Annotated in this window: 24 protein-coding genes, 1 tRNA gene and 2 pseudogenes; 18 read left to right on the top strand and 9 right to left on the bottom strand. The window is 61.9% G+C overall.

What is annotated here, in order from left to right; all coding sequences use genetic code 11:
* Positions 1-317: 317 nt before the first annotated feature.
* Together fdxA and ACR2J1_RS08540 are read left to right on the top strand one after the other, a co-directional pair.
* Positions 318-656 carry a ferredoxin FdxA gene (fdxA, locus tag ACR2J1_RS08545; protein WP_434018902.1) on the top strand — a complete coding sequence of 113 codons (339 nt, stop codon included), beginning with the start codon at positions 318-320 and terminating at the stop codon, positions 654-656.
* 229 nt (positions 657-885) lie between these two features.
* Positions 886-1,584: pseudogene (locus ACR2J1_RS08540) on the top strand (CarD family transcriptional regulator); the annotation flags it as partial.
* A 187-nt stretch (positions 1,585-1,771) separates the two neighbouring features.
* On the opposite strand, the gene ACR2J1_RS08535 reads toward ACR2J1_RS08540, so the two are convergent.
* On the bottom strand, positions 1,772-2,131 hold the full coding sequence (locus tag ACR2J1_RS08535) for a thermonuclease family protein (protein WP_434018901.1): 360 nt from the start codon (positions 2,129-2,131) through the stop codon (positions 1,772-1,774).
* A 184-nt stretch (positions 2,132-2,315) separates the two neighbouring features.
* Here ACR2J1_RS08535 and ACR2J1_RS08530 point away from each other — a divergent pair, with 184 nt between their 5' ends.
* The gene (locus tag ACR2J1_RS08530) at positions 2,316-2,756 is read left to right on the top strand and encodes a response regulator (protein ID WP_434018900.1); all 441 of its coding nucleotides are present in this window, start codon (positions 2,316-2,318) and stop codon (positions 2,754-2,756) included.
* A gap of 44 nt (positions 2,757-2,800) precedes the next feature.
* On the opposite strand, the gene ACR2J1_RS08525 is transcribed toward ACR2J1_RS08530, so the two are convergent.
* Both ACR2J1_RS08525 and ACR2J1_RS08520 read right to left on the bottom strand, forming a co-directional pair.
* Positions 2,801-3,088 (bottom strand): hypothetical protein, encoded by a 288-nt coding sequence (locus ACR2J1_RS08525; RefSeq protein ID WP_434018899.1) that lies wholly within the window; start codon positions 3,086-3,088, stop codon positions 2,801-2,803.
* 48 nt (positions 3,089-3,136) lie between these two features.
* On the bottom strand, positions 3,137-3,382 hold the full coding sequence (locus tag ACR2J1_RS08520) for a hypothetical protein (protein ID WP_434018898.1): 246 nt from the start codon (positions 3,380-3,382) through the stop codon (positions 3,137-3,139).
* A gap of 602 nt (positions 3,383-3,984) precedes the next feature.
* Between ACR2J1_RS08520 and ACR2J1_RS08515 the strand changes: the two genes are divergently transcribed.
* Positions 3,985-4,061 (top strand) — tRNA-Arg (locus tag ACR2J1_RS08515).
* Between the two features lie 12 nt (positions 4,062-4,073).
* Here the strand turns inward: ACR2J1_RS08515 and ACR2J1_RS08510 are convergent.
* Entirely contained in the window at positions 4,074-4,232 is a 159-nt protein-coding gene (locus ACR2J1_RS08510) for a hypothetical protein (protein WP_434018897.1), read from the bottom strand.
* A 260-nt stretch (positions 4,233-4,492) separates the two neighbouring features.
* Positions 4,493-5,224, bottom strand: a complete 732-nt coding sequence (locus ACR2J1_RS08505; protein ID WP_434018896.1) for a FadR/GntR family transcriptional regulator — start codon at positions 5,222-5,224, stop codon at positions 4,493-4,495.
* A gap of 171 nt (positions 5,225-5,395) precedes the next feature.
* Between ACR2J1_RS08505 and ACR2J1_RS08500 the strand changes: the two genes are divergently transcribed.
* The 6 genes from ACR2J1_RS08500 to ACR2J1_RS08475 are packed head-to-tail and all read left to right on the top strand — an operon-like array spanning position 5,396 to position 11,952.
* The gene (locus tag ACR2J1_RS08500) at positions 5,396-6,742 is read left to right on the top strand and encodes an NAD(P)/FAD-dependent oxidoreductase (RefSeq protein ID WP_434018895.1); all 1,347 of its coding nucleotides are present in this window, start codon (positions 5,396-5,398) and stop codon (positions 6,740-6,742) included.
* 48 nt (positions 6,743-6,790) lie between these two features.
* On the top strand, positions 6,791-8,293 hold the full coding sequence (locus ACR2J1_RS08495; RefSeq protein WP_434018894.1) for a glutamine synthetase family protein: 1,503 nt from the start codon (positions 6,791-6,793) through the stop codon (positions 8,291-8,293).
* Between the two features lie 23 nt (positions 8,294-8,316).
* Positions 8,317-9,252: a hypothetical protein gene (locus tag ACR2J1_RS08490; RefSeq protein ID WP_434018893.1), complete on the top strand. Its 936-nt coding sequence runs from the start codon at positions 8,317-8,319 to the stop codon at positions 9,250-9,252.
* A complete protein-coding gene (locus ACR2J1_RS08485; RefSeq protein WP_434018892.1) occupies positions 9,240-10,118 on the top strand; it encodes a hypothetical protein in 879 nt (292 codons plus the stop codon). The genes ACR2J1_RS08490 and ACR2J1_RS08485 overlap by 13 nt, the downstream gene beginning before the upstream one ends.
* A gap of 17 nt (positions 10,119-10,135) precedes the next feature.
* Positions 10,136-11,527, top strand: coding sequence for an FMN-binding glutamate synthase family protein (locus ACR2J1_RS08480; protein ID WP_434018891.1), 1,392 nt, complete (start codon positions 10,136-10,138; stop codon positions 11,525-11,527).
* Positions 11,528-11,532: 5 nt separating this feature from the next.
* Positions 11,533-11,952 (top strand): hypothetical protein, encoded by a 420-nt coding sequence (locus tag ACR2J1_RS08475; RefSeq protein ID WP_434018890.1) that lies wholly within the window; start codon positions 11,533-11,535, stop codon positions 11,950-11,952.
* Here the strand turns inward: ACR2J1_RS08475 and ACR2J1_RS08470 are convergent.
* Entirely contained in the window at positions 11,937-12,542 is a 606-nt protein-coding gene (locus ACR2J1_RS08470; protein WP_434018889.1) for a hypothetical protein, read from the bottom strand. The two genes, ACR2J1_RS08475 and ACR2J1_RS08470, sit on opposite strands and share 16 nt — an antisense overlap.
* 252 nt (positions 12,543-12,794) lie before the next feature.
* On the opposite strand from ACR2J1_RS08470, the gene ACR2J1_RS08465 reads away from it, so the two are divergent.
* Both ACR2J1_RS08465 and ACR2J1_RS08460 read left to right on the top strand, forming a co-directional pair.
* Entirely contained in the window at positions 12,795-14,162 is a 1,368-nt protein-coding gene (locus ACR2J1_RS08465; protein WP_434018888.1) for an ammonium transporter, read from the top strand.
* Positions 14,163-14,225: 63 nt separating this feature from the next.
* On the top strand, positions 14,226-14,408 hold the full coding sequence (locus ACR2J1_RS08460; RefSeq protein WP_434018887.1) for a hypothetical protein: 183 nt from the start codon (positions 14,226-14,228) through the stop codon (positions 14,406-14,408).
* A gap of 75 nt (positions 14,409-14,483) precedes the next feature.
* On the opposite strand, the pseudogene ACR2J1_RS08455 reads toward ACR2J1_RS08460, so the two are convergent.
* Together ACR2J1_RS08455 and ACR2J1_RS08450 are read right to left on the bottom strand one after the other, a co-directional pair.
* Positions 14,484-14,669: pseudogene (locus ACR2J1_RS08455) on the bottom strand (GNAT family N-acetyltransferase); the annotation flags it as partial.
* Between the two features lie 12 nt (positions 14,670-14,681).
* Positions 14,682-14,951 carry a hypothetical protein gene (locus tag ACR2J1_RS08450; protein ID WP_434018886.1) on the bottom strand — a complete coding sequence of 90 codons (270 nt, stop codon included), beginning with the start codon at positions 14,949-14,951 and terminating at the stop codon, positions 14,682-14,684.
* 80 nt (positions 14,952-15,031) lie between these two features.
* On the opposite strand from ACR2J1_RS08450, the gene ACR2J1_RS08445 reads away from it, so the two are divergent.
* The 5 genes from ACR2J1_RS08445 to glnT all read left to right on the top strand — a co-directional run bounded on the left by ACR2J1_RS08445 (position 15,032) and on the right by glnT (position 20,073).
* A complete protein-coding gene (locus tag ACR2J1_RS08445) occupies positions 15,032-15,724 on the top strand; it encodes a helix-turn-helix domain-containing protein (RefSeq protein WP_434018885.1) in 693 nt (230 codons plus the stop codon).
* Between the two features lie 111 nt (positions 15,725-15,835).
* Positions 15,836-16,735 (top strand): class II glutamine amidotransferase, encoded by a 900-nt coding sequence (locus tag ACR2J1_RS08440; RefSeq protein WP_434018884.1) that lies wholly within the window; start codon positions 15,836-15,838, stop codon positions 16,733-16,735.
* Positions 16,735-17,421: a protein GlxC gene (locus ACR2J1_RS08435; RefSeq protein ID WP_434018883.1), complete on the top strand. Its 687-nt coding sequence runs from the start codon at positions 16,735-16,737 to the stop codon at positions 17,419-17,421. Before ACR2J1_RS08440 ends, ACR2J1_RS08435 begins: the two co-directional genes overlap by 1 nt.
* Positions 17,421-18,758 (top strand): FMN-binding glutamate synthase family protein, encoded by a 1,338-nt coding sequence (locus tag ACR2J1_RS08430; protein ID WP_434018882.1) that lies wholly within the window; start codon positions 17,421-17,423, stop codon positions 18,756-18,758. Before ACR2J1_RS08435 ends, ACR2J1_RS08430 begins: the two co-directional genes overlap by 1 nt.
* Before the next feature lie 16 nt (positions 18,759-18,774).
* A complete protein-coding gene (gene glnT, locus ACR2J1_RS08425; RefSeq protein WP_434018881.1) occupies positions 18,775-20,073 on the top strand; it encodes a type III glutamate--ammonia ligase in 1,299 nt (432 codons plus the stop codon).
* Between the two features lie 6 nt (positions 20,074-20,079).
* Here glnT and ACR2J1_RS08420 read toward each other — a convergent pair whose 3' ends face one another.
* A complete protein-coding gene (locus ACR2J1_RS08420; protein WP_434018912.1) occupies positions 20,080-21,072 on the bottom strand; it encodes a GlxA family transcriptional regulator in 993 nt (330 codons plus the stop codon).
* 70 nt (positions 21,073-21,142) lie between these two features.
* Between ACR2J1_RS08420 and ACR2J1_RS08415 the strand changes: the two genes are divergently transcribed.
* Positions 21,143-22,393, top strand: a complete 1,251-nt coding sequence (locus ACR2J1_RS08415; protein WP_434018880.1) for a sarcosine oxidase subunit beta family protein — start codon at positions 21,143-21,145, stop codon at positions 22,391-22,393.
* Positions 22,394-22,396 lie beyond the last annotated feature (3 nt).

Here is a 22,396-nt window from a genome sequence, read left to right as displayed (position 1 = left end):
GCCAGAAGCGGCAGAAAGTGTCGCCTGCGCGGCCAATCGCTCCTGAACTCCGATCCGGCATGCGGCGCCAGGCTCCCACGCGCATATCAAGCGCTGATAAGGTTGCCGCCAATTCAACCTAGAGTCGGCAATGCACACGCTGGCTGGCCGCTTGAGGCGGCGACTTGCGCCGCTCCATTGCCACGGCGGCAAGCGGATGGTCTCCTTGTGCTCGCAAGGCTATTGTTATAGGCAAGGCCCCTTTCCGGCCGACTATGATGGCCCTTCAGGGGAAGAGGATGCCGGGGCCATGCCGCGCCGGCCTGCGTGTGGGATCGATGACCTACGTCGTCACCGAAGTTTGCATCAAGTGCAAATACACCGATTGTGTCGAGGTCTGCCCCGTGGACTGCTTCTACGAGGGCGACAACATGCTCGTGATCCATCCCGACGAATGCATCGACTGCGGCGTTTGCGAGCCAGAATGCCCGGTCGACGCCATCAAACCCGACACCGAGCCCAATCTAGACCGCTGGCTTGAGGTCAATCGGCAATATTCGGAGACCTGGCCAAACATTACGACCAAGAAGCCGGCACCTGCGGATGCCGATGCCTTTGTTTCCGAGCCCGATAAGTTCGAGAAATACTTTTCGACCGAGCCTGGCGAGGGCGATTAGCTCCTCAAGCCGTCGGCAATCGTTAACCATACGGGGAGAATGCCGCATGTCGCCGTGTAAAACCGACGCTAGATCGGCACGGGACGGCTTCCGGATTCACTAAAATTATGTTATCCTCATGTCGAAATGGCGCAAACTGCCGCCCGCGATAGTTTGAGAGTCGTCCTTGTTGGGACGCGTTTTTTTTCTGATTTGAGGGGAGGGGGTGCGATCAGGTCACTGATCGACGCCTCATTGTGTGCCCTCGGCCCCAGTCGACCCACGGCAACAGATGCCAGGTTGGTGCGTTATGTCTAAGGCCAAACAGAGTTCGCGCAGCAAGCGGCGCCCGGCGACTAAAAGACGGAGTGAGACCAAGAGTATGCCCGATAAGAGGAAACCCCAGCAAAGACATGGTTTTCGTACCGGCGAGCATATCGTTTATCCGGCGCACGGCGTTGGCCGCATCGTAAGCATTGAAGAGCAGGAAATTGCCGGCGCGAAGCTCGAGCTTTTCGTCATCAACTTCGAAAAAGACAAGATGACGCTGCGGGTGCCGACCACCAAGCTGACTAGCGTCGGCATGCGCAAGCTGGCCGAGGACAAGATCGTCAAGAAGGCGCTCGCAACGCTGAAGGGCAAGGCCCGCGTGAAGCGCACGATGTGGTCGCGCCGCGCCCAGGAATACGAGGCCAAGATCAATTCCGGCGACCTCGTGGCGATCGCGGAAGTCGTCCGCGACCTCTACCGCTCCGAGGCGCAGCCTGAGCAGTCTTATTCCGAGCGCCAGCTTTATGAAGCCGCGCTCGATCGCATGGCGCGCGAGATCGCGGCCGTCGAGAAGCTCGACGAAGCAAGTGCCGTGGCCAAGATCGACGAGCTGCTCGCCAAGACGGCGCGGCACGCCAAGATGGCAGCCGAGGCAGAGTCGCGCGGCAAGGCCGCGTAAGACCCGCGTCGAGCAGGGTTACGAGAACCCCTTCCCTTTCGGCGGGGGTTCTTTTTTGCCTAACCGCCGTCGCTGGAGGTAGCCTCGGGCACGAGTTCAAGCTGCTCGGCATGCGTGGCGCGGATCTCCGGGCCGTTCCGCCATTGCAGCCAGCCGCGCGCGCGAACGCGATTGCCGGCGAGAGCCTTTAGATCCAGTCCGGCGGCGGCGAAGCGGCCGCATCCTTTCCCTCCACGCTCACCGTGAAGTCGCGCCTCCAATCTTCGCCGAAGTTGAGGTAGAGGCGATCGCCCGCCTCTCCGATAGCGACGACCACGCCTTCCACCAGTTGATAGGAATGCATGAGGCGATCGAGCCCCTCTAGGTCCGAAGCCTCGCGCACCCGGTAGGCGGACACGCCCCAGACCCCGCGGTGTTTGGCGCGCGCCTCAGCTTCGCTCGCGAGCAGCTCGGCGACGCCCCTGCGATTGTCGGGGAAGGAGTAGACCCGGGCAAAACCGTCGGCGACCAGCGCCTGCTGGAGCCAGACGCGCGTTTCTCCCTGCAAGCTCTCCGGGTAGCCTTAACCAATTGATTCTCATAAAAAGAAGGCATGACGATTTTCTGACAGTTTTGGGGGAACGCACGGAGTCCTTACTCGTTACTCCTCATGGGTTCGAGTTCATGATACGCGGCGGCGATTCCCCCCTTCCCGGCGCCCCTTCGCAAGGGGGGCCCTTGGTGAACGCCGCGTGAGAGAGACCCCCCCCGTGATGCTCCTCGTCGAGGACGAGTGGCTCATTTGTTCGGTGATCGGCAGCTATCTGCGAGCGCATGGCTGGGAGGTTCTGGAAGCCAGCAGCGGCGAAGAGGCCTTTTCCTATCTCGAAAAGAACGCGAGGCGCATCGATCTGCTCTTCACCGATATCCGCCTGGGCGGACGATTGACCGGATGGGACGTGGCCGACGCGTTCCGGGCGAGCTACCCGGAGATCGGCGTAATTTACGCATCCGGCAATGCGGTCGAGACATCCCGCGTCGTGAAAGGGGGGGTGTTTTTTCCCAAGCCATACGCGCCTGAGGTTATTCTTACGGCCTGCAAGGACCGGCTGCGGTATCGGCAAAGAATCTTCGCGGAGACCGTCAGCTTGAAGTCAGAAGACGCTCCTGCCGGCGACGAAACGCTTAAGTGACAGGAGCGCGAGCGATGGAGGCTCGTTGACCCCTCTCCGCAAAGTCAGTCGGCCTTGGCCAAGCATCCTCGCGCGGCATCCCATCCGCAGCCGAGCGTAGCGTCGCTGTTGCAAATCGACTTATCGCCATGCGCCCGGCACGCATCCTGCGGTGGCGGCGGACCGTCAAGGCAATCGCGCTCCTCCCCGACCCAGTGGCATTTTGGTGACGCGGCGAGGCAGATGGCGGAGTCGGAGATCTTGAAGCAGGTATCGTCCGCGGCGTGCGACGAGCCGAGCGTGGCGGCAAGGGCAAAGAGTGGAACGAGCGGTGCCAAGACAGCGGTTCTCATCTCAAGCTCCTTTATAAGGTTGCCCGGTCCGGCTGGATGGCGTTCCTGCTAAACACGGGTCAGCAAAACGACCCGACAATGACGATCAGCGACAGCAGCACCTGCCAGAAGAACGGCCTGGCGCGGAGCTGGCCGGCGCTGGTGTTCTAGCTCTTTGAGGATTAAATAGCCGCCCATGCCCCGGCGGAACCAGCCAACGGCCTTTCCTTGCGGCTGCATATGCTTGGGCACGCGCCTCCAGCCGGCGAAGAGATTACCGAGCAGGCCCAGCATGGATCGGAAGTCGACGGTCATGAGACTCGCCTCCATCCTTCGCCGCGGAGCGGGCCAGCGGACGCCGGAACGGACCCTAATTAAACCACACCTCCGGCACCTCGCCATCCTCGCCTTCGGGGTCTCCGCCAAAGGGAGTGTTTTCTTCGTCGGTAAAAAACGCGCCCCGATAGATCCAGCTACACTCGCGTTCCATCCGGCGCTGTGTTCGACGCCCGCGGTGAGGTAAGCGACCTCGCGCGGCGCTTCAGGCACAAGGTTCCCCGAGAGCGACTCGCCGTCCTCGATGAAGCCGCGTTCGATGACGGAGTCCGCGAGCGTATAGCTGCCCTCGGTGTAGGGGTTCAACTTCCACCCCGTGAAGGGCCTGCTGTCGAGCCGCGTATAGGCTTCGAAGGAGCGGTCGCATCGTGGCTCCTTATGGTCGATTTTGGGGCGTAACCAGGGGATTAAGAGTCGTCGAGGCGCCGGTCCGGTTCGAGCAGCGAGCTCAGTTGCGAGCATCGGACGATAATTGGAGACCTTGAGGAAACGCGGCGAGACGCGCTAAGTGTGACCGTCGTCACGGGCGTTCCGCCCCTTAAAGGCTTATGCGGAGCGCCTCTGGTAAAACCGTGCCGTAAGACCCCGTAGCTCAGTAGGATAGAGCATCAGATTCCTAATCTGAGGGTCACAGGTTCGAATCCTGTCGGGGTCACCAACTAACCTTGCTTCACCCGAACTGGCCGGAGATATATGCGCGGGCCAGGCCGCTCTGCGGCGCCGCGAAGATCAGGTCGGCGCGCCCCGCTTCGACCAGTGTTTTTGCTGCGGCCCGGGTATCCATCGTCGTGGACGAATACTGAGCCAGGCAGTCGCGTGACGCCTGCATCAGGGGCGAACCGTCCCGATTTTCTCTGTGGGTCTTTGGACCAAAGTACGGAACTGACCCGGCCAAGGCGTGTTTTCCTAAGGCCATTGGTGCGGGACCCATCTCTAAACTACCCCCCGCGCACTTTGCTCATAGCCCGGTTGCCTGCAAAGGCGGCCGGGCTTCTTTGCGCAAGCCTTCATGCACACGGAAAACGAGCGGCTGGTGACCTTGGCGAGCCCGGCGCCCCCTCGCCCGAACATGACTGTTTAAGGCAAGGCCTAGCGGCTCTGCGCTTTGAGGAGATCGTCGCGCGCTTTTGCCAGATGCTCCGTGATCAGCGCCGGCGCGAGGTGCGCATCCCGTTCGAGCAATGCATTATAGATGCCGCGATGTTGCTTGTTGTAGTCGGCGATCACGTCGCCGGTCAGGATCTTCTCTTTCATCGCGTTCCATTGCGCGTGCAAGCGCACCTCATTGATCTGATTATAGACGTTGAGGAGCAGCGGATTTGCGGAGGCGCGTGCGATCAGGAGATGGAATTCCCCGTCCCAGCGCGTGAAGGAGTCTTTGTCATCGGTTGCATTCTCGGTGCGCGCGAGCACGGCCTCCATGTCATCGAGATGCCGCCGCGTGGCGTGCAGGACCGCGAGCCGTGTGGTGAAAGGCTCGACCGCAAGCCGCGCCTCGATGAGTTGTAACGGGCTGATCTCATCGGCGAGATCCACGCCCTGGCGCGGGTCGCGGGTGGCCCCGACATACGTCCCGCTGCCGAGGCGTCGCGATACCAATCCGGCCCGCTCAAGCTGGTCGAGTGCCCGCCGCACGGTGGATCGGGCCGCATCGAAGGTCAGCGCGAGCTCGCGTTCCGCAGGCAGCCGATCCCCGGCGTTATACGCGCCGGTCTCGATCGCGCGGCGCAATTGCTCGGAAATCGCGCGCACGCCGCGGCTCCGCTTCGCCATCTCCGCTGCGCTCGGCTCCCCAAGCGTCCTGATGCGGTGGTACGTCACCCGGCTACCTCCTCCCGAGAATTGGGCTCGAATTGGTCCTGTAATTGTGGAAACTGGTTTACATTGGTTTCCGACCATGCCGTAATGCCGCCGGGAAATCGATAGGTAATCTCATCTTTCTCGATCCCGCATTTCGGATCGAGCGGACGTGCAAGTCTGGGCTCCGAATCAATGTCAGTCCCGCAGTCAATCAAGTATGCCATCATCGGTGCAGGCGTTCATGGCCTGAGCACCGCTTTCCACCTTGCGCAAATGCTGAAGAAGACCGGCCGGGGTTCGGGCGGGAACATCATCGTCATCGACAAGGGCACGGTGGGCTCCGGCGCGTCGGGGATCGCGTGCGGCGTTGTCCGCAACAATTACTTCCAGCCCGCCATGCGCGAATTGATGGCCCATTCCGTCGACGTTTGGGAAATCGACGCGGAGACCTACAGCTACCATCCCGTCGGCTACATGCAGATCAGCCCCGAATGCATGCGCGAGGACGTTGCCTCCATTTACGAGCAGCAGAAGGCGATCGGCTACGAGTCGACGTTCATTGAAGGCGCCGACGCGTCCGAGCGCTACATGAAGGGCCTGTTCGACGACTGGCAGGCCAAGGGCATCACGTCTGTGCTGCACGAAAAGCGCGGCGGCTATGCCAACAACATGGCGAGCATGCACGGTCTTGCCGCCAAGGCCGAGAACGAAGGCGTGCGCGTGCTGTCCGGGGTCGAGGTGCTGGGCTTCGAGTTCGGCTCCAATAGCGGCGCGGTCACGGCGCTCGAAACCAATCACGGCAAGATCGCCTGCGAGACCGTGGTGGTCGGCGTCGGCCCCTGGGTCAATCGCATCTGGAATTATCTGGAGCTGCCGAAGCGTATCACCGTCAAGGACCTCGCCGGCAGCGTCCATCAAGACGTCCCGATGTGGAAGTTCTGGTGCCTGGAGGAAGGCACGCTCGGGATCGACCCCAACATCCACAAGACCAATGACGGTCGCTTCCCGCCGGTCATCCATGTCGACACCGACGCGCCGCTTTATTCCGACCGTAACGGCAAGCTGATCACCGACAAGATCTGGGGCATCTATTACAAGCCCGACTTCAGCTTCGGCGGCATTCAGGGCGGCGCCTCGCCCTACAAGGTCGAGCAGGATCCCGACCGCGTCGCGGTCGATCCCTATGGGCCGGAATCTCCCGATTTCATCGTCGGCGAGGACTTCGTCAACATGTGGTGCTCGGCGCTTGCGCATTGCCAGAAGCGCTTCGAAGGCCAGATGCCGCGCTACAAGACAGAAGAAAAATCCGGCGGCCTCGGCTGTTTCACGCCCGACAATTTTCCCGTCTTCGATGTCTTCCGCGAGAATGTTTACGTCATCGCGGACTCCAATCACGGCTACAAGATGATCGGCGTCGGCAAGCTCGTGGCGCAGGAATTACTCGGCGAGAAGAGCGCGCTCCTGGAGCCGTTCCGCTTCGCCCGTTTCGAGAAGGGTGAGCTTCACCCGACCTCCCACAGTCCCTTCCCTTGGAGCTGAGGGGCGGCATGCGGGAAGCTTGGTTGCAGTAAAGAGCGGGGCAAAGCCATGGATCACCGCATCGACACGCAGACTGGGGCAACCGATATCGAGCGCTTCGTCGAGGCGCCGGACCGGCAGAAGCTCGTCGCCGAAGTGCGCAAGAAGATCGACGCGCTCGGCATCGAGTATCTCTACCTGCAATTCATCTCGGTGACAGGACGCATCTGCGGCAAGGGCATCCCCGCCGATCATTGGGAGTCGATCGCGGAGAAGGGCTTCCAGCTCGTCTACGGCGCGACCATGAATCTCTTCGTCAATCGGCGCGGCGACTATCTTGGCTACGGACCGGAGTCCGCCGAGCTCGTCGGCATTCCCGAGCCCGAGACCTTCATGCAGCTCCCCTGGGACAAGCGCGTCGCGCGGCTCTGGTGCACGCTCTTCCGCAATCGCGAGGAGCGCAATGAGCCCGGCACCTATCTCACCGCAGACGCCCGCGGTAATCTTCGCCGCATCCACGAGCAATTCAAGAACGACCATGGCTTGCAACTACGCCACGGCACCGAGCCGGAAATGATGTGGCTGAAGAAGGGGCCCGATGGAAAGCCGAACGGCGGCTATTCGAATCCCTATTGCTATCACATCGATCAGTTCGAGAGCCTGCGTCCCGTCTATATGCGCGTGATCGAATATTGCCGGAAGATGGGCCTAGACATGATCCAGGGCGATCACGAGGACTCCCCCGGCCAGCTCGAGCTGAATTTCACCTATGATGACGCGCTGCGCACCGCGGACCGGCTCGCGACCTACCGTCAGATCTGCGCGCAGGTGGCCCGCGAGTTCGACATCATCGCCTGCTTCATGTGCAAGCCCTTCATGGGCGTGTCCGCCAATGGCTGCCACCACAACATCTCCTTGTGGCGCGGCGGCCAGGACGAAATCAAGGTGCTCGGCAATGACAAGAAGCAGCTGCCCGGCATGGACGAAAACTACATCTACTCCCGTGGCGGCGAGAACACGTTCATGCCCGACACCGACGACGTGCAGCTCCCGGGCAAGATCGGGCTGAACGCGATCGGCGGCATCGTTGCCCATCTCGGCGCCCTGACGGCCGTCGGCTGCTCCACCGTGAATTCCTACCGCCGGCTGTGGGACACCGGCTTCTGGGCGCCGGTCTTTGCCGACTGGGGCTTCCAGAACCGCACCACGGGATTACGCGTGTCAGCCCCCGGCCGATTCGAATATCGCGCGGTCGACTCCATGGTGAACCCGCATCTGATGGCTACGGTGCTGCTCAAGGCCATGGACGACGGCATCAAAAACAACCTGGATCCTGGCCCGTCTGAGGAGCGCAACATCTATCAGGCCATGGAGGCCGGCAAGCAGGTGAAGAAGCTGCCGATGACGCTCGGCGACGCGCTCGCGGCGCTGGAAAAGGATCAGGTCATCCGCTCCGCCATGCCCGGCGACATGTACCGGCTCTATGACGAGTACAAGCGCGATGAGTGGGAGCGCTTCCTGCACACCGTCACGGAATGGGATCTCGAAACCTATATCGACTGCCTGCCGTAAGCTGGAGGAAGGAGACAAAGAGAATGTGTGGGATTGCTGGCCTTATTCACCGCGACGGCGCCACCAATGTCGGCGGCGAGATGACGGCGATGCTGCGAAGCTTGCGGCATCGGGGACCCGACTCCACCGGCTTTGCGGTCTATGGCCCGTCAGTCGCCGATGAATATGTCATGCGCCTCAAGCTCGCCGAGCAGGAGGACATGACCAAGGATCACCACATCCGCCACAAGATCAGGGAGCGCCAGGCCGAGGTCGACGACCGCCTGGCGGAGCTTGGCGCCGAGACGCTCGACATCGCCGAGGCCAGGCCTTACGCGTTCCGTTATCGCCTCCGCTATGCTGGCGACACGCGCCTGCTCGCCGCCGATATCGAGCAGATCGAGGGCGCCGAGGTGCTCTCCTTCGGCAGCGCGCTCGAACTCATCAAAGACCTCGGCGACGCCACGCAAGTGTCCGAGCAATACGGCTTGGGCAACTTCCAGGGCACGCACGGCATCGGCCATACCCGCATGGCCACCGAGTCCGACGTCGATATCCGCTCCGCGCACCCTTATTGGGCCTATCCCTATAACGACATCGCCGTCGTCCATAACGGGCAGATCACCAATTACTGGATCATGCGCCGCGAAATGGAGCGGCTCGGCCACCGCTTTATGTCCAATTGCGATTCCGAGCTGCTCGCAGTCTACACCGCCAACAATCTCGAGCAGGGCGCGACACTTCAGGATTCGCTGAAGCAGTCGCTGAGCGACATCGACGGTGTGTTCACCTATCTCGTCGCGACCGACAAAGAGCTCGGCATGGCCAAGGACAGCATGGCCGCCAAGCCGATGGTCCTTTACGAAAGCGACGACCTCGTCGCGCTCGCCTCGGAAGAGGTCGCCATCCGCGCCATCGTCCCGCGCGAGATCGACACCTCTGATCCCTATGACGAAGAGGTTCGCGTATGGCAGAGATGACCGAGCTTTCTGCCGACGCGGCTGCGCAAGAGCGCCTCTCCCATGAAATGGGACTGCATACCGAGCAGCTCAAAGGCCGCGCGCAACAGGCCTTCTTCGATCTCGATCTCAACGAGGCGCATGACGGCTTCTCGCTGACGAACACCTACGATGTCGACTACAACAAGCGCGCCGAAATCGACGCCGACAACATGACCCCGAACGCCATCAATCTGCGTATTCGCGAATTGATGCAGGACGGCTACGGCACCATCGTCATCAGGAATCCCGGCGCCAAACATTCCATGGCGGTCGGCATCCTCAATCGCCTCAATCTCATCATCGACGGCTCGCTCGGCTATTTCGGCCTCGGCCTGCTCGACGGGCCCAATGTGCGCATTGCCGGCCGCGTCGGTTGGTCCTGCGCCGAGAACATGATGAGCGGCACGATCCTCATTGACAAGAACGCCGGCTCCCAGTTCGGTGCTGCGATCCGCGGTGGCGACCTTGTTTGCCGCGGCAATGTCGGCTCGCGCACCGGCATCGACATGAAGGGTGGGACCATCATCGTCGGCGGCGACACCGGGGCCTTCACCGGCTTCATGATGCAGCGCGGGCGCATGGTGATCTGCGGCAACGCCGGCAAGAATCTCGGCGACTCCATGTATGACGGCACGATCTATATCGCAGGCGAACCGGCGAGCCTCGGCGTCGATGCGGTGTGGGCCGAGGTGACGGATCTCGACCGCCACTGGCTCGAGCGCAAGCTCGGCATGTACGACCTTCTGCCGACGGGCGGCGCCGACGTGTTCCGCAAGATCGCGGCGGGCAAGCAGCTCTGGAACTACGACAATCTGGAACCGACCGAGAAGAAGCTCGTGCTGTGATGGCAAAGGCTGAGAAAATGAAAAAGAGCAAGAAGAAGCTGGACAAGAACGGCAAAGCCACGAAGGCGCCGGCTGAAGCCCAGCGTTTCATCCTCGGTCACAGCCAGATCTTCACGCCCCAGGTCATCAACGACATTCATGTGAAGTCCGAGCTTGGCCGCTATCGCATGCGCGGCTTCTCGCTCTTCAAGAAGATCCCGCACTGGGACGACCTGACCTTTCTTCCGGGCACGCTGACCCGCTTCGTCATCGAGGGCTATCGCGAGAAATGCGAGACGAAGACGGTGATCGGCCCGCGCGCCAAGCGGCCAATGGAGCTCGACATTCCGGTTTATGTGACCGGGATGAGCTTCGGCGCGCTGTCCTATGAATCGAAGATCGCTCTTGCCCGCGGTGCCACCATGGCCGGCACCGCCACCTGCTCCGGCGAAGGCGGCATGATCCCCGACGAGCGCCGCTATTCGAGCAAATGGTTCTACCAGTGCATCCAGTCGCGCTACGGCTTCAACCCGCATCATCTAAGGCTTTCCGACGCCTGCGAATTCTTCATCGGCCAAGGCTGCAAGGTCGGCCTCGGCGGCCATCTCATGGGACAGAAGGTGACGGATCAGGTCGCCGAGATGCGCTCCCTGCCCGCAGGCATCGATCAGCGCTCCCCCGCCCGGCATCCCGACTGGCTCGGTCCTGACGACCTCTCGCTCAAGATCGAGGAGATCCGCGAGGCGACCAATTGGGAGATCCCGATCCAGCTCAAGCTCGGCGCCGCGCGCGTCTATGACGACGTGCGCATGGCGGTGAAATGCGGACCCGACTCCATCTATATTGACGCGATGGAAGGCGGTACGGGCGCCGGGCCGCATATCGCGACCGAAGATACCGGCGTCCCCGGGATCGCCGCGATCCGCCAGGCGCGCCGCGCGATCGACGAGCTCGGCAAGCGCGGCGAGATCAGCCTCGTCTATGCCGGCGGCATTCGCAACGGCGGAGATGTCGCCAAGGCGATGGCACTCGGTGCCGACGCCGTGGCCATCGGCCATTCCGTGCTGATGGCGCTCAATTGCAACAAGGAGATTCCCGAGTCCGATTTCGAGAGCGAGATCGGCGTGCCGGCCGGCTATTGCTATCACTGCCATACCGGCCGTTGCCCGGTCGGAGTGGCGACGCAAGACCCGGAGCTTCGCCTGCGTCTCGACCCCGACGAGGCCGCCGAGCGCGTCTACAATTTCCTGCACACCCTCACCATGGAAGCGCAGATGCTGGCCCGCGCCTGCGGCAAGACCAACATCCACAGCCTCGAGCCGGAGGATCTCGCCGCGCTGACCATGGAGGCCTCCGCCATGGCGCAAGTGCCGCTCGCCGGCACCGACTTCACGGTCGGCGTCGACAATTATCACAGGCTGGGGGGCTAACGATCATGGCCGGAAAAGCAGGCTATCAGGGCTCGCGCGACGCGGGCGATGTCGACAAATTTTTGAAGGACTCAGCGGGCCTCGACAGCCATCGCGAGCAGGAGATCGGCCAGCACATCGGCTATCGCTACGACGTCAATCTCGTGCCGGATTACAAGCGGCTGACGCCTTATCTCAAGGCCTATATGGAATTCATGGGCTGGGACGACCTCAACTGGCTTGAGGATGTCCATATGGGATACGAGGCCGGCGAACCCGCCGTGTTCGACCGCAACATCAATGGCTGGGTCCGCATCCCTAAGACCCTAGCCCTCCCCGACACTCAGCAAGACCGCGACATGCTGGCGCGCGAACTGCTCGTGCGGTTCCAGACATCGCCACACCATCCTTTGACGGAGCTGAACAGAGCCTATCGCAAATTCTGAGGGCTGAACGCACTTCGGCCGCCGGGTCCGGGATTGGCCTCGGCCGAAGCCCAATCAGGTTGAAAGCCAAGCACATGCAGGGTGCCGGGCAGCGCAGGATTGAAGAGCCGATTGTGCCAGACGGCCGCGTCGCGCGCGGTCTCGTCCGCCGCCAACTCATGCACCGCGCACGGCAGACGATAGGTCTGACGGAACTGATCGAATTCCAAGTGGCACGCGCCGTCCTCGAGCAACCGCGCGGCAAGCGCCGATCCCTCGAGCAGCACAGCGGCCGGCATATCGCTGAATGTTTCAGGCCTTTGAAAATAGTCGGCCTGGAGATAAGCGAGCGCGCGCTCATAGACGTCGCGCGGATCCGCCGACTTCAGCGCTTGGAAACGGAAAAAGGCGGTGCTTTCGGCCGGTTCCTCGGGGACAAGCAGCACCGTCATCGCCGCCGCCAGCTCGCGACCGTTCAGATCGAGCACGCGCGGGCGCATCCCAGGCGACGGGCGTCCGCCGTCCTGGCGCATGGCGACCTGCCGGATTCGGCATTGCCAGCCCAAAAAATGGGCACGCAGGGCGTCGGCGCGTTCATTTCCAGCGCTCACTGTCTGCACCTCATGATTTTACCGACAGTAAAGCAATTTCATGTCCGTTGACGGCATTTGGGGCTCCGCCTAGCATCGCTGACGACGACGGGGAAGGGGAAGCCTCGACGAAGCATGCTGGGTGAAGGCGACGCGGGCGGAAGCTCGCGTGATCGAACGAGGAAGGCAACGACGTAGCTGCATCGGCCATTGGGGCCGCGTTACGAGGTCTTACTACCGCGTGCGCGGACGTTGGCAACAGGGGGTAAATCGATGGGCGACAATGTAACTGCTCTGACAACGATATTCACCGAGTTCTATTACTGGGTGACCGTCGTGATCATGTTTCTGATCCATGTTGGGTTCTGCATGTATGAGGTCGGCGTTAGCCGCCGACGCAACCATCTGCATACGCTGATGAAGAATACGATGGTGATCCCCTTGGTCACGATCACGTTCTTCTTTTTCGGCTGGTGGATCTATTGGGCGTTCCCGAATGGTCCGTTCATCTACGAGGGCAAAGGTCTCATTCTCGACGGCGTCACCGGGGCGAACCAATATTTGCCCTGGGCCGAAAAGATGGGCACCAATCTCAGCGATCATATCACCGGCGTGTTCTGGGCGGCCTTCCTCCTCTTCTCGTGGACGGTGGCCTCGATCGTGTCTGGCTCGCTCATCGAGCGTGTGAAGTCGGGCGCCTTCTGGGTCATTGCGGTGATGATCGGGTCGGTGACCTGGATTATCGACGCGGCCTGGGGCTGGCATTTCGACGGCTGGATGGTGAAGCTGCTCGGCTATCACGATGCTTACGCCTCTGGCGTGATCCATGCCATCGGCGGGGGCACCGCGCTTGGCGTCCTCATCGTGCTTGGTCCACGCCTTGGCCGCTTCGCAGCGGATGGAACACCACGTGTGTTCGTGCCGCAAAACCCCTGGCTGGTGACGATCGGACTCTTCTTGATCTACACCGGCTTCTGGGGCTTCTACGCGGCCTGCAACGTGCCGATCATCTCGCCTGAAACACTTGCAGGCCAGATTACCGGGACCACTTGGACCGCGACAACCATCTACCTCACGCCGACCACGCTCAGCGCCATCACCTTCAATTTCCTGATGTCGCTGTCCGGGGGCCTGATGGTGGCCTACATCATCTCGAAGGGCGATCCGTTCTGGACCTACTCAGGCGGCCTTGCCGGCATCATCACTGCGTCGGCCGGCAACGATCTCTACCATCCGATTCAGGCCTTCTTCATCGGCGGCATCGGTATCTTCATTGCCTATAAACTGCACTACTGGGTGGAGCGAACGTTTAAAATCGACGATGCCGTCGGCGCCGTGGCAGTCCACGGCTATTGCGGCGTCATTGGCCTGATCCTCGCCGGGTTCCTGCTCTGGGGCTATCCGTCATCGCCTTACGAGGGCTATGCCACAGTCAATCCGCTCGGCAATACGATCGGCGCGGTCATCATGTTCTTCGTGCTCGGCTTTGTGCCGGGCTGGGTGATGGCCAAGATTCTCGACAGCTTTGATATGCTCCGCGTGCCGCGAGCAGTCGAGCTCATGGGTCTCGACTTCCGAACCCTAACGGACGAGCAGAACGCGCGCGATGAAGTCATCCGCATCGAGAAGGCAATGGCGTGATCGCTTTCATAGACATCAAGGAGAACTGAAATGGGTAGTACCTGGGCAGTAGACCTGGCCAACATGGGAGCTGTCTATCCCTGGCTTGGTACTGAAGTGATCATGGTCGCGGTCGCAGTCCTGGCCTGGCTCGTCTGGCATGTCGTCCAGATTCGCGAGGAGAACCAGGAATACGCCGATGACGTGAAGCGTTATGGTAGCAAGGAGGCCTTGGAAAAGGCGCTCGACGAGCAGACCGACTATTAAAAGACGAACAGGCGACGATCAAAAGAGGGGCGCCGGTTTCATAAGCTGGCGCCCTGTCTTTCTCAAAGCCCGGCCTCAGCGCAGAAAAAGGCGAGAGCGCACGAAATCGCCCGCCTCGGCGAAAGTGTCGTAGAGCTTCCGCGCCACCGCATTCGATGCCCTTGTATGCCAGTAGAGCCGTGACCAGCCTCGTTCCCGGCCGAGTATCATGAGGTCCTCGATCAGCGCCTTACCCACGCCCCGGCCCCGCATGACGGGATCGACAAAGAGATCCTACAAATAGCAAATCGGGTCGAGCGTCCACGAACCCGCGTGGAGGATGCAAACGCTGAAGCCGACCATTTCTCCGTCGCATTCGGCGATGCGTCCGAACATGCCGGCATCCTCATCGAGGATTCGCTGCCACGCGCCGCCCCTTACCTCCTCGCCGACCTCGGCCTCGTAGAAGGTGACATATTGGGCCCATAGCTTGCGCCACGAGGCTTCGTCCTCCCGACTTGGCTGACGGATCGTGAAGGCCTCACTTTCCTGTAGTGAAATCATCCGTTGATTGCGCTATGTCAAAAATGGCGAAGTGTCGAAGCCCATCATACAGCTCTCGGCAGCTACAAAGCAGGTGATCCATGGCCACGCAGGGCGTTGCGCGAAAATCCAAATTGACCCGAAACCGCAAGACGAAACAGCCTAAGCGTTCCCACGCCAGGGAGCTCCTCAAGACCGGATCTCTCGCACCGCAACCCGCACGCACCCTATCCATCGCCACGGCCATCGGCACCCAGGTGCGGACGTTGCGCCGCAAAATGGACCTGACCGGCGCGGAGCTTGCCGAGGAGGCCGGGCTCTCGGCTGGAATGCTCTCCAAGATCGAAAACGGCACCGTATCGGCTTCGATCGACAGCCTTGAGGGTCTCGCGCGGGCGCTCAACGTTCCTATCACGACCTTCTTCGCCAGCTACGAAGAGCAACGCGATTGCTCCTATGTGCGCGGCGGCCAAGGTGTGACGATCGAGCGTCGCGGCACCAAGGCCGGCCATCAATATCAGCTGCTTGGCCATTCCATTTCCGGTGAGGTCGTCGTCGAGCCTTACCTCATCACACTGACCGAAGAGGCCCAGCCCTACACGATGTTTCAGCACGCAGGGGTCGAATTCATCTATATGCTCACGGGCAAGGTGCTGTACCGCCACGCCGACAAGGCCTATCCGCTCGCCGCCGGCGATGCGTTGTTCTTCGATGCCGCCGCCTTGCACGGCCCTGAGGATCTGATCAAGCTCCCCATGACCTATCTCTCCATCATCATTTATCCCCGCGGCTAGGGGCTTCCTCGACTTTCTCACTAGGAAATTATTATTCCTCACAGTTGACAAGTGAGGAGCCGTGAGGCCATATTTTGGTCATCGTAGGGTTTCGTTAGAGGGCGGTACAAAATGTGCGGGATTGTTGGACTTTTCCTAAAAAATAAGGCGCTGGAGCCTGAGCTCGGGAGCATGCTGTCGACCATGATCGGGACCATGTGCGATCGCGGGCCTGACAGCGCCGGCTTTGCTGTGTACGGCTCGGGCGACCAGGCTCACGTCAAGCTCACCGTCCGGTCGGCCAAGACCGGCTATAACTTCGAAGGCCTGGCCAAGCGGCTGTCGAACGCCATCGGCAAGCCTGTCACCGCCGAGACCCACGACACCCACGGCGTGCTTATCGTTCCCGAGGCCTCGGAGCAGGCTGCGCGCGATGCGATCGAGAAGATCGGCGATGGCGCCAAGGTGGTGGGTTCGGGCATCCGCATGGAGCTCTACAAGGAGGTCGGCCGTCCCGACGCGGTGGCGGCTCGCTTCCACCTCGAAACAATGTCGGGAACCCACGGCATCGGACACACGCGCATGGCGACGGAGTCGGCGGTGACCACCGAGGGCGCCCATCCTTTTTCCACCGGCCGCGATCAATGCCTCGTGCACAACGGGTCGCTCTCCAATCACAACGCCCTTCGCCGCAAGCTTGTCCGCCAAGGTCTGAAATTCGAGACCGAGAACGACACCGAAGTCGCGGCCGGCTACTTGACTTGGCGCATGCGCGAGGGCGACAGCCTCAGCGATGCATTGAAACACTCCCTCAAGGACCTCGACGGCTTCTATACTTTTGTCGTCGGGACCGAGGATGGCTTTGGCGTGCTGCGCGACCCGATCGCCTGCAAGCATGCGGTGCTCGCGGAAACGGACGACTATGTCGCCTTCGGCACCGAATATCGGGCGCTTGCGGGTCTGCCCGGCATTGACAAGGCTCGCGTCTGGGAGGCCGAGCCGGCGACCGTCTATTTCTGGGAGCGGCATTGATGCCGAACATCGATCTCGAAGTTACCCCGCTCCGCGACTTCAATCAGATGCTCCACGATCTCGCCGAAGGCACCAACGACACGAGCTTTCACGTGATCAACCCGAAAGGCCAGCACGCCATCGCCGCGGGCGTCGACGCGCCTGTCGCCATCGAGATCGACGGCAATGTCGGCTATTACTGCGCCGGCATGAACAAGCGCGCCAACGTGACGGTCAATGGCAGCGCGGGTGTCGGCGTCGGCGAGAACATGATGTCGGGCCGGATCCACGTCAAAGGCGATGCCTCGTCTTCAGCGGGCGCAACTGCTTGCGGCGGCCTTCTTGTCATCGACGGCAATGCCTCGGCGCGCTGCGGTATCTCCGCCCGTGGCATCGACATCGTCGTCAAGGGTTCGGTGGGTCATATGTCGGCCTTCATGGCGCAGGCCGGCAATATCGTCGTCCTCGGCGACGCAGGGGAAGCTCTCGGCGATTCCATCTACGAGGCGTGTATTTTCGTGCGCGGCGATGTGAAGAGCCTCGGTGCCGATTGCATCGAGAAGCCGCTCAGCGATGAGCACAAGGCGACGCTCGGGAAGTTGCTGGAAGAGGCCGGCGTGGCGGACATCGACGTAAATGAGTTCAAGCGCTACGGTTCCGCACGGAAGCTCTACCACTTCCACATGGACAATCTGGAGGCCTATTGATGAGCACTGAGGGCCGTTGGGTGCATACGCCGCCGCGGCCATCCGCGACGTTTGACGACTATGCCATCGCCGAAATCCATCGCGCCGCCGCAACCGGCATCTACGATATTCGCGGGTTTGGCGCCAAGCGCAAAGTCCCGCATTTCGACGATTTGCTTTTCCTTGGCGCATCCATGAGCCGCTATCCGCTCGAAGGCTATCGCGAGCGCTGCGCGACCGACGTGATGCTCGGCACCCGTTTCGCCAAGAAGCCGATCCATCTCAGAATTCCGATCACCATCGCCGGCATGAGTTTCGGCTCGCTGTCGGGCCCCGCCAAGGAAGCGCTCGGACGCGGCGCCTCCGCCCTTGGCACCTCGACCACGACCGGCGACGGCGGCATGACGGACGAAGAGCGCCTGAGCTCCAAGACCCTCGTCTACCAGATGCTGCCGTCCCGCTACGGCATGAATCCCGATCATTTGCGCAAGGCCGATGCCATCGAGATCGTTATCGGCCAAGGCGCCAAGCCCGGCGGCGGCGGCATGTTGCTCGGACAGAAGATTTCGCCGCGCGTGGCAAAGATGCGAACCCTGCCCGAGGGTATCGACCAGCGCTCCGCCTGCCGCCACCCCGATTGGACCGGCCCCGACGATCTCGAGATCAAGATCGAGGAGCTGCGCGAGATTACGGACTGGGAAAAACCGATCTACATCAAGATCGGTGCGGCGCGCCCCTATTACGATACCGCGCTCGCCGTGAAAGCCGGCGCAGACGTCGTCGTGCTCGACGGGATGCAGGGCGGCACTGCCGCGACGCAAGAGGTCTTCATCGAGCATGTCGGAATTCCGATCCTTGCCGCGATCCATCCCGCCGTGCAGGCGCTCCAGGACCTCGACATGCATCGCAAGGTGCAGCTCATCGTTTCCGGCGGCATTCGCAACGGCGCGGACGTAGCGAAGGCGCTTGCGCTAGGCGCCGACGCGGTCTCCATCGGAACGTCGGCCCTGATCGCGCTCGGCGATAATGCGCCCCATCTCGAAGAGGAATACGCCAAGATCGGCACGCGCGCCGGCTGCTACGACGACTGGCACGAGGGCCGGGACCCCGCTGGGATCACCACGCAGGATCCCGAGCTGATGAAGCGCTTCGATCCTGCCGAAGGCGGGCGTCGGCTCGCCAACTATCTCTCCGTGCTCACTCTGGAGGCGCAGACCATCGCGCGCGCCTGCGGCAAGAGCCACGTACTGAATTTGGAGCCCGAGGATCTAGTCGCCCTCACGGTCGAGGCCGCGGCCATGGCTAAGGTGCCGCTCGCGGGAACCAATTGGATACCGGGCAAGGATGCGTCGCTCTGACGTGAGGGAGTAAAACATGACGGACCTGACGCGGATCGCAAAAGAACGCGGGATCAAATATTTCCTGATCAGCTACATGGACCTATTCGGCACGATGCGGGCGAAGCTTGTTCCCGCCGCAGCCATCGGCGAAATGGCCAAGAACGGAGCCGGCTTCGCGGGTTTCGCGAGTTGGCTCGACATGACGCCCGCCGATCCGGATGTGCTCGCGATCCCCGATCCGGACAGCCTGATCCAACTCCCCTGGCGCAAGGAGGTCGGCTGGCTCGCCGCCGACCCATATATGAACGGCAAGCTTGTCGAGCAGGCGCCGCGCAATGTGCTGAAGCGCACGATGGAGAAGGCAGAGGCAATGGGCATCGAGCCCAAGACCGGCGTCGAATGCGAATTCTTCCTCATCAGCCCCGACGGCGTCGACATCTCCGACGCGAGCGACTGCCAGGCCAAGCCTTGCTACGACCAGCAGGCTCTGATGCGCCGCTACGACGTCATCACAGAGATCTGCGATGCGATGCTCGAGCTCGGCTGGTGCCCGTACCAGAACGACCACGAGGACGCCAACGGCCAGTTCGAGATGAACTGGAAATACGACAACGCGCTGCGCACGGCCGACAAGCACGCCTTCTTCAAATACATGGTCAAGTCCATCGCCGAGAAGCATGGCTTGCGCGCAACCTTCATGCCGAAGCCCTTCGCGAACCTCACGGGCAATGGCTGCCACATGCATGTATCCCTGTGGAAAGGCGGCGAAAACGTCTTCGAGGATAAGAAGGACGAGCTCGGCCTCTCGCAGCTCGGCTACCAATTCATCGCGGGCCTCATGCATTCCGCGCAAGGACTGACGGCCATCACAAACCCGACCGTCAATTCCTACAAGCGCATCAATGCGCCGCGCACCACGTCGGGCGCGACTTGGTCGCCGAACACGATCACCTATACCGGCAACAATCGCACGCACATGATCCGAATTCCCGATGTCGGACGCTTCGAGTTCCGCCTCGCGGACGGCGCGGCCAACCCCTACGCCATGCAGGCCGCCGTGCTAATCGCCGGGCTCGACGGCATCGAGAAGAAGCGCGATCCGGGCAAGCGGCTCGACATCGACATGTATACCGAGGGCCACACGGTCAAGGATGCCAAGCGCCTCCCGCTCAATCTTCTCGACGCACTCCGCGCGCTTGAGTCCGACGACGTCCTGCGCAAAGGCTTGGGCGAGCCGTTCATCTCCGCCTACTTGAAGCTGAAGCATGCCGACTGGAACGAATTCGGCCGCCATCTCACGGAGTGGGAGCGGCAGACCACGCTGGATTGCTGAGTTTCGCTAAACGCTGCACCGCGTTTGGCTTGGCGGCTCGTCGAAGGCGCGGCGATAGGCCCGCGCGAACTGGCTCGATGAGCCAAACCCGGTTGCGATCGCAACGTCCAGCACCGGCAGCGCGGTTTCCCGCAGCAGCTGCCGGGCGCGCTCCAGTCGCAACGACCGGTATTGATGATGCACCCCGCGGCCAAGATGGCGGCGAAACAGGCGTTCGAGCTGCCTGACAGACACGCCGGCAAGTGCCGCCAGATCGGCGCGACTACGTGGAACCTCGATATTGTCCTCCATGCCGTGCAGCACGCGCAGCAGCTTTTTGTCGGCGACACCGAGACGAAAGCGCAAATCCATGCGCTGCGGTCCCATGCCCTCGCGAATATGCGTGTGGAGGAACCAGTCGCCGACTGACGCCGCGAGTTGACGCCCGTGATCGCGCTCGATGAGAGCGACCATCATGTCCAGTGCGGAGATGCCGCCAGAGCACGTGATCCTGTTGCCGTCGATTTCGAACAGCGACGGCGAAACCGCGATATCCGGAAAGGCCTCGCTGAACGCGGGCTGATGCTCCCAATGCAGCGTCATCCGACGGTCATCGAGAAGCCCCGCTTTGGCGAGGATGTAGGGGCCGCCAGAAATGCCGCCGAGCGTAACTCCCCGCCGCGCGAGCCGCCGCAGCCACGCAAAGACATTGCGGTCGTCGAAGACCGCCGGATTGCCGCCGGCACAAACGAAAAGTGTGTCCACCTCGCGCGCCGCGCCGATCCCGACATCGGGGAGGATCGCAACGCCATTGGAGGCAATTACGGGCTCGCCGCCGGGCGCGGAATGCCACCAGCGATACAGGGTCTTGCCGGAGATGAGATTGGCAGCACGCAACGGCTCGACCGCCGCAGCATAGGACATCAGCGCGAAGCCCGGCACGAGCAGAAATCCGACGACCTGCGGGCGCTGCTGCGCTGGGAAGCCGTTTTCGGGGGGCAAGCCGTCGGGATTTTCCATTATGTCGTGAATGGTCAAGCAGACGTCGCTAAAAGTCAACTAACGCTATAAAGACGGCCCAAGATGGCGCATGCACTATTCAGGCTTCGCCGTTCTGAAAGAGGGCCTCTCGGGCAACCGGGGCTGGACGCCCGCGTGGCGCAAGGCCGAGCCGAAGCCGAGTTATGACGTGGTCATCGTCGGCGGCGGCGGCCATGGCCTCGCCACTGCCTACTACCTCGCCAAGAATTTTGGCATCACCAATGTCGGCGTGCTGGAGAAGAGCTATCTCGGCTCCGGCAATGTCGGACGCAACACGACGATCGTGCGCTCGAACTATCTGCTACCGCAGAACATCGCCTTTTACGAGCGCTCCATGAAGCTCTGGGAGGGCCTCGCGCAGGACCTCAACTTCAACACCATGGTCAGTCAGCGCGGCATCCTCAACATCATCCATTCCGACGGGCAGCGGAATGCCTATGTGCGCCGGGGCAATGCCATGCGCCTCTCCGGCGTCGATGCCGAGCTCCTCGACCGCGAGCAAGTGCGCGAATTCCTGCCCTATGCCGATTTCGACAATGCCCGCTTTCCGATCCGCGGCGCTCTAATGCAGCCGCGCGCCGGCACCGTACGCCATGACGCCGTCGCATGGGGCTATGCGCGCGGTGCCGATATGCGCGGCGTGGACATCATCGAGCATTGCGAGGTGACGGGCTTCCGCATCGAAAATGGCCAGGTTCGAGGCGTCGAGACCAGTCGCGGGTTCATTGCTGTGCCAAAAGTCGCGCTGGCGGTGGCAGGCAGCACGTCACGGGTCGGGGAGATGGCGGGCTTGCGCCTTCCCATCGAGGCGCATGTGATCCAGGCCTTCGTCACCGAGGGCATCAAGCCGCTGATCGATCACGTCGTCACCTTCGGCGCCGGGCATTTCTATGTCAGCCAGTCCGACAAAGGCGGCCTCGTCTTCGGCGGCGACCTCGACGGCTACAATTCCTACGCCCAGCGCGGCAACCTCCCGGTGATCGAGGATGTCGCCGAGGGCGGCCTTGCGCTCTTCCCCAGTCTTGGCCGCCTCCGTATCCTGCGCAACTGGGCAGGTCTACTCGATATGTCCATGGACGGTTCGCCCATCATCGACAAAACGCATGTCGCCGGGCTCTATCTCAATGCCGGCTGGTGCTATGGCGGCTTCAAGGCCACGCCGGCCTCAGGCGAAAGCTTCGCCCATCTTATTGCTCGCGACGAGCCCAACGAGTTGATCCAGCCTTACCGCCTCGACCGCTATGCCTCCGGCGCCCTTCTCGACGAGAAGGGTGTCGGGCCGCAGCCGAACCTGCACTGACGT

It is taken from the genome of Methyloceanibacter sp. (assembly GCF_050999895.1).
In the GTDB taxonomy this organism is placed as follows: domain Bacteria; phylum Pseudomonadota; class Alphaproteobacteria; order Rhizobiales; family Methyloligellaceae; genus Methyloceanibacter.
This window is presented reverse-complemented; position numbering and strand designations above follow the sequence as displayed.

Excerpts from the sequence above, each read along its gene's own strand:
- fdxA (WP_434018902.1), top strand. The coding sequence starts at position 318 with ATGACCTACGTCGTCACCGAAGTTTGCATCAAGTGCAAATACACCGAT.
- ACR2J1_RS08525 (WP_434018899.1), bottom strand. The coding sequence starts at position 3,088 with ATGAGAACCGCTGTCTTGGCACCGCTCGTTCCACTCTTTGCCCTTGCC.
- ACR2J1_RS08520 (WP_434018898.1), bottom strand. The coding sequence starts at position 3,382 with ATGACCGTCGACTTCCGATCCATGCTGGGCCTGCTCGGTAATCTCTTC.
- ACR2J1_RS08510 (WP_434018897.1), bottom strand. The coding sequence starts at position 4,232 with ATGCAGGCGTCACGCGACTGCCTGGCTCAGTATTCGTCCACGACGATG.
- ACR2J1_RS08500 (WP_434018895.1), top strand. The coding sequence starts at position 5,396 with ATGTCAGTCCCGCAGTCAATCAAGTATGCCATCATCGGTGCAGGCGTT.
- ACR2J1_RS08495 (WP_434018894.1), top strand. The coding sequence starts at position 6,791 with ATGGATCACCGCATCGACACGCAGACTGGGGCAACCGATATCGAGCGC.
- ACR2J1_RS08490 (WP_434018893.1), top strand. The coding sequence starts at position 8,317 with ATGTGTGGGATTGCTGGCCTTATTCACCGCGACGGCGCCACCAATGTC.
- ACR2J1_RS08485 (WP_434018892.1), top strand. The coding sequence starts at position 9,240 with ATGGCAGAGATGACCGAGCTTTCTGCCGACGCGGCTGCGCAAGAGCGC.
- ACR2J1_RS08480 (WP_434018891.1), top strand. The coding sequence starts at position 10,136 with ATGAAAAAGAGCAAGAAGAAGCTGGACAAGAACGGCAAAGCCACGAAG.
- ACR2J1_RS08475 (WP_434018890.1), top strand. The coding sequence starts at position 11,533 with ATGGCCGGAAAAGCAGGCTATCAGGGCTCGCGCGACGCGGGCGATGTC.
- ACR2J1_RS08465 (WP_434018888.1), top strand. The coding sequence starts at position 12,795 with ATGGGCGACAATGTAACTGCTCTGACAACGATATTCACCGAGTTCTAT.
- ACR2J1_RS08460 (WP_434018887.1), top strand. The coding sequence starts at position 14,226 with ATGGGAGCTGTCTATCCCTGGCTTGGTACTGAAGTGATCATGGTCGCG.
- ACR2J1_RS08450 (WP_434018886.1), bottom strand. The coding sequence starts at position 14,951 with ATGATTTCACTACAGGAAAGTGAGGCCTTCACGATCCGTCAGCCAAGT.
- ACR2J1_RS08445 (WP_434018885.1), top strand. The coding sequence starts at position 15,032 with ATGGCCACGCAGGGCGTTGCGCGAAAATCCAAATTGACCCGAAACCGC.
- ACR2J1_RS08440 (WP_434018884.1), top strand. The coding sequence starts at position 15,836 with ATGTGCGGGATTGTTGGACTTTTCCTAAAAAATAAGGCGCTGGAGCCT.
- ACR2J1_RS08435 (WP_434018883.1), top strand. The coding sequence starts at position 16,735 with ATGCCGAACATCGATCTCGAAGTTACCCCGCTCCGCGACTTCAATCAG.
- ACR2J1_RS08430 (WP_434018882.1), top strand. The coding sequence starts at position 17,421 with ATGAGCACTGAGGGCCGTTGGGTGCATACGCCGCCGCGGCCATCCGCG.
- glnT (WP_434018881.1), top strand. The coding sequence starts at position 18,775 with ATGACGGACCTGACGCGGATCGCAAAAGAACGCGGGATCAAATATTTC.
- ACR2J1_RS08420 (WP_434018912.1), bottom strand. The coding sequence starts at position 21,072 with ATGGAAAATCCCGACGGCTTGCCCCCCGAAAACGGCTTCCCAGCGCAG.
- ACR2J1_RS08415 (WP_434018880.1), top strand. The coding sequence starts at position 21,143 with ATGCACTATTCAGGCTTCGCCGTTCTGAAAGAGGGCCTCTCGGGCAAC.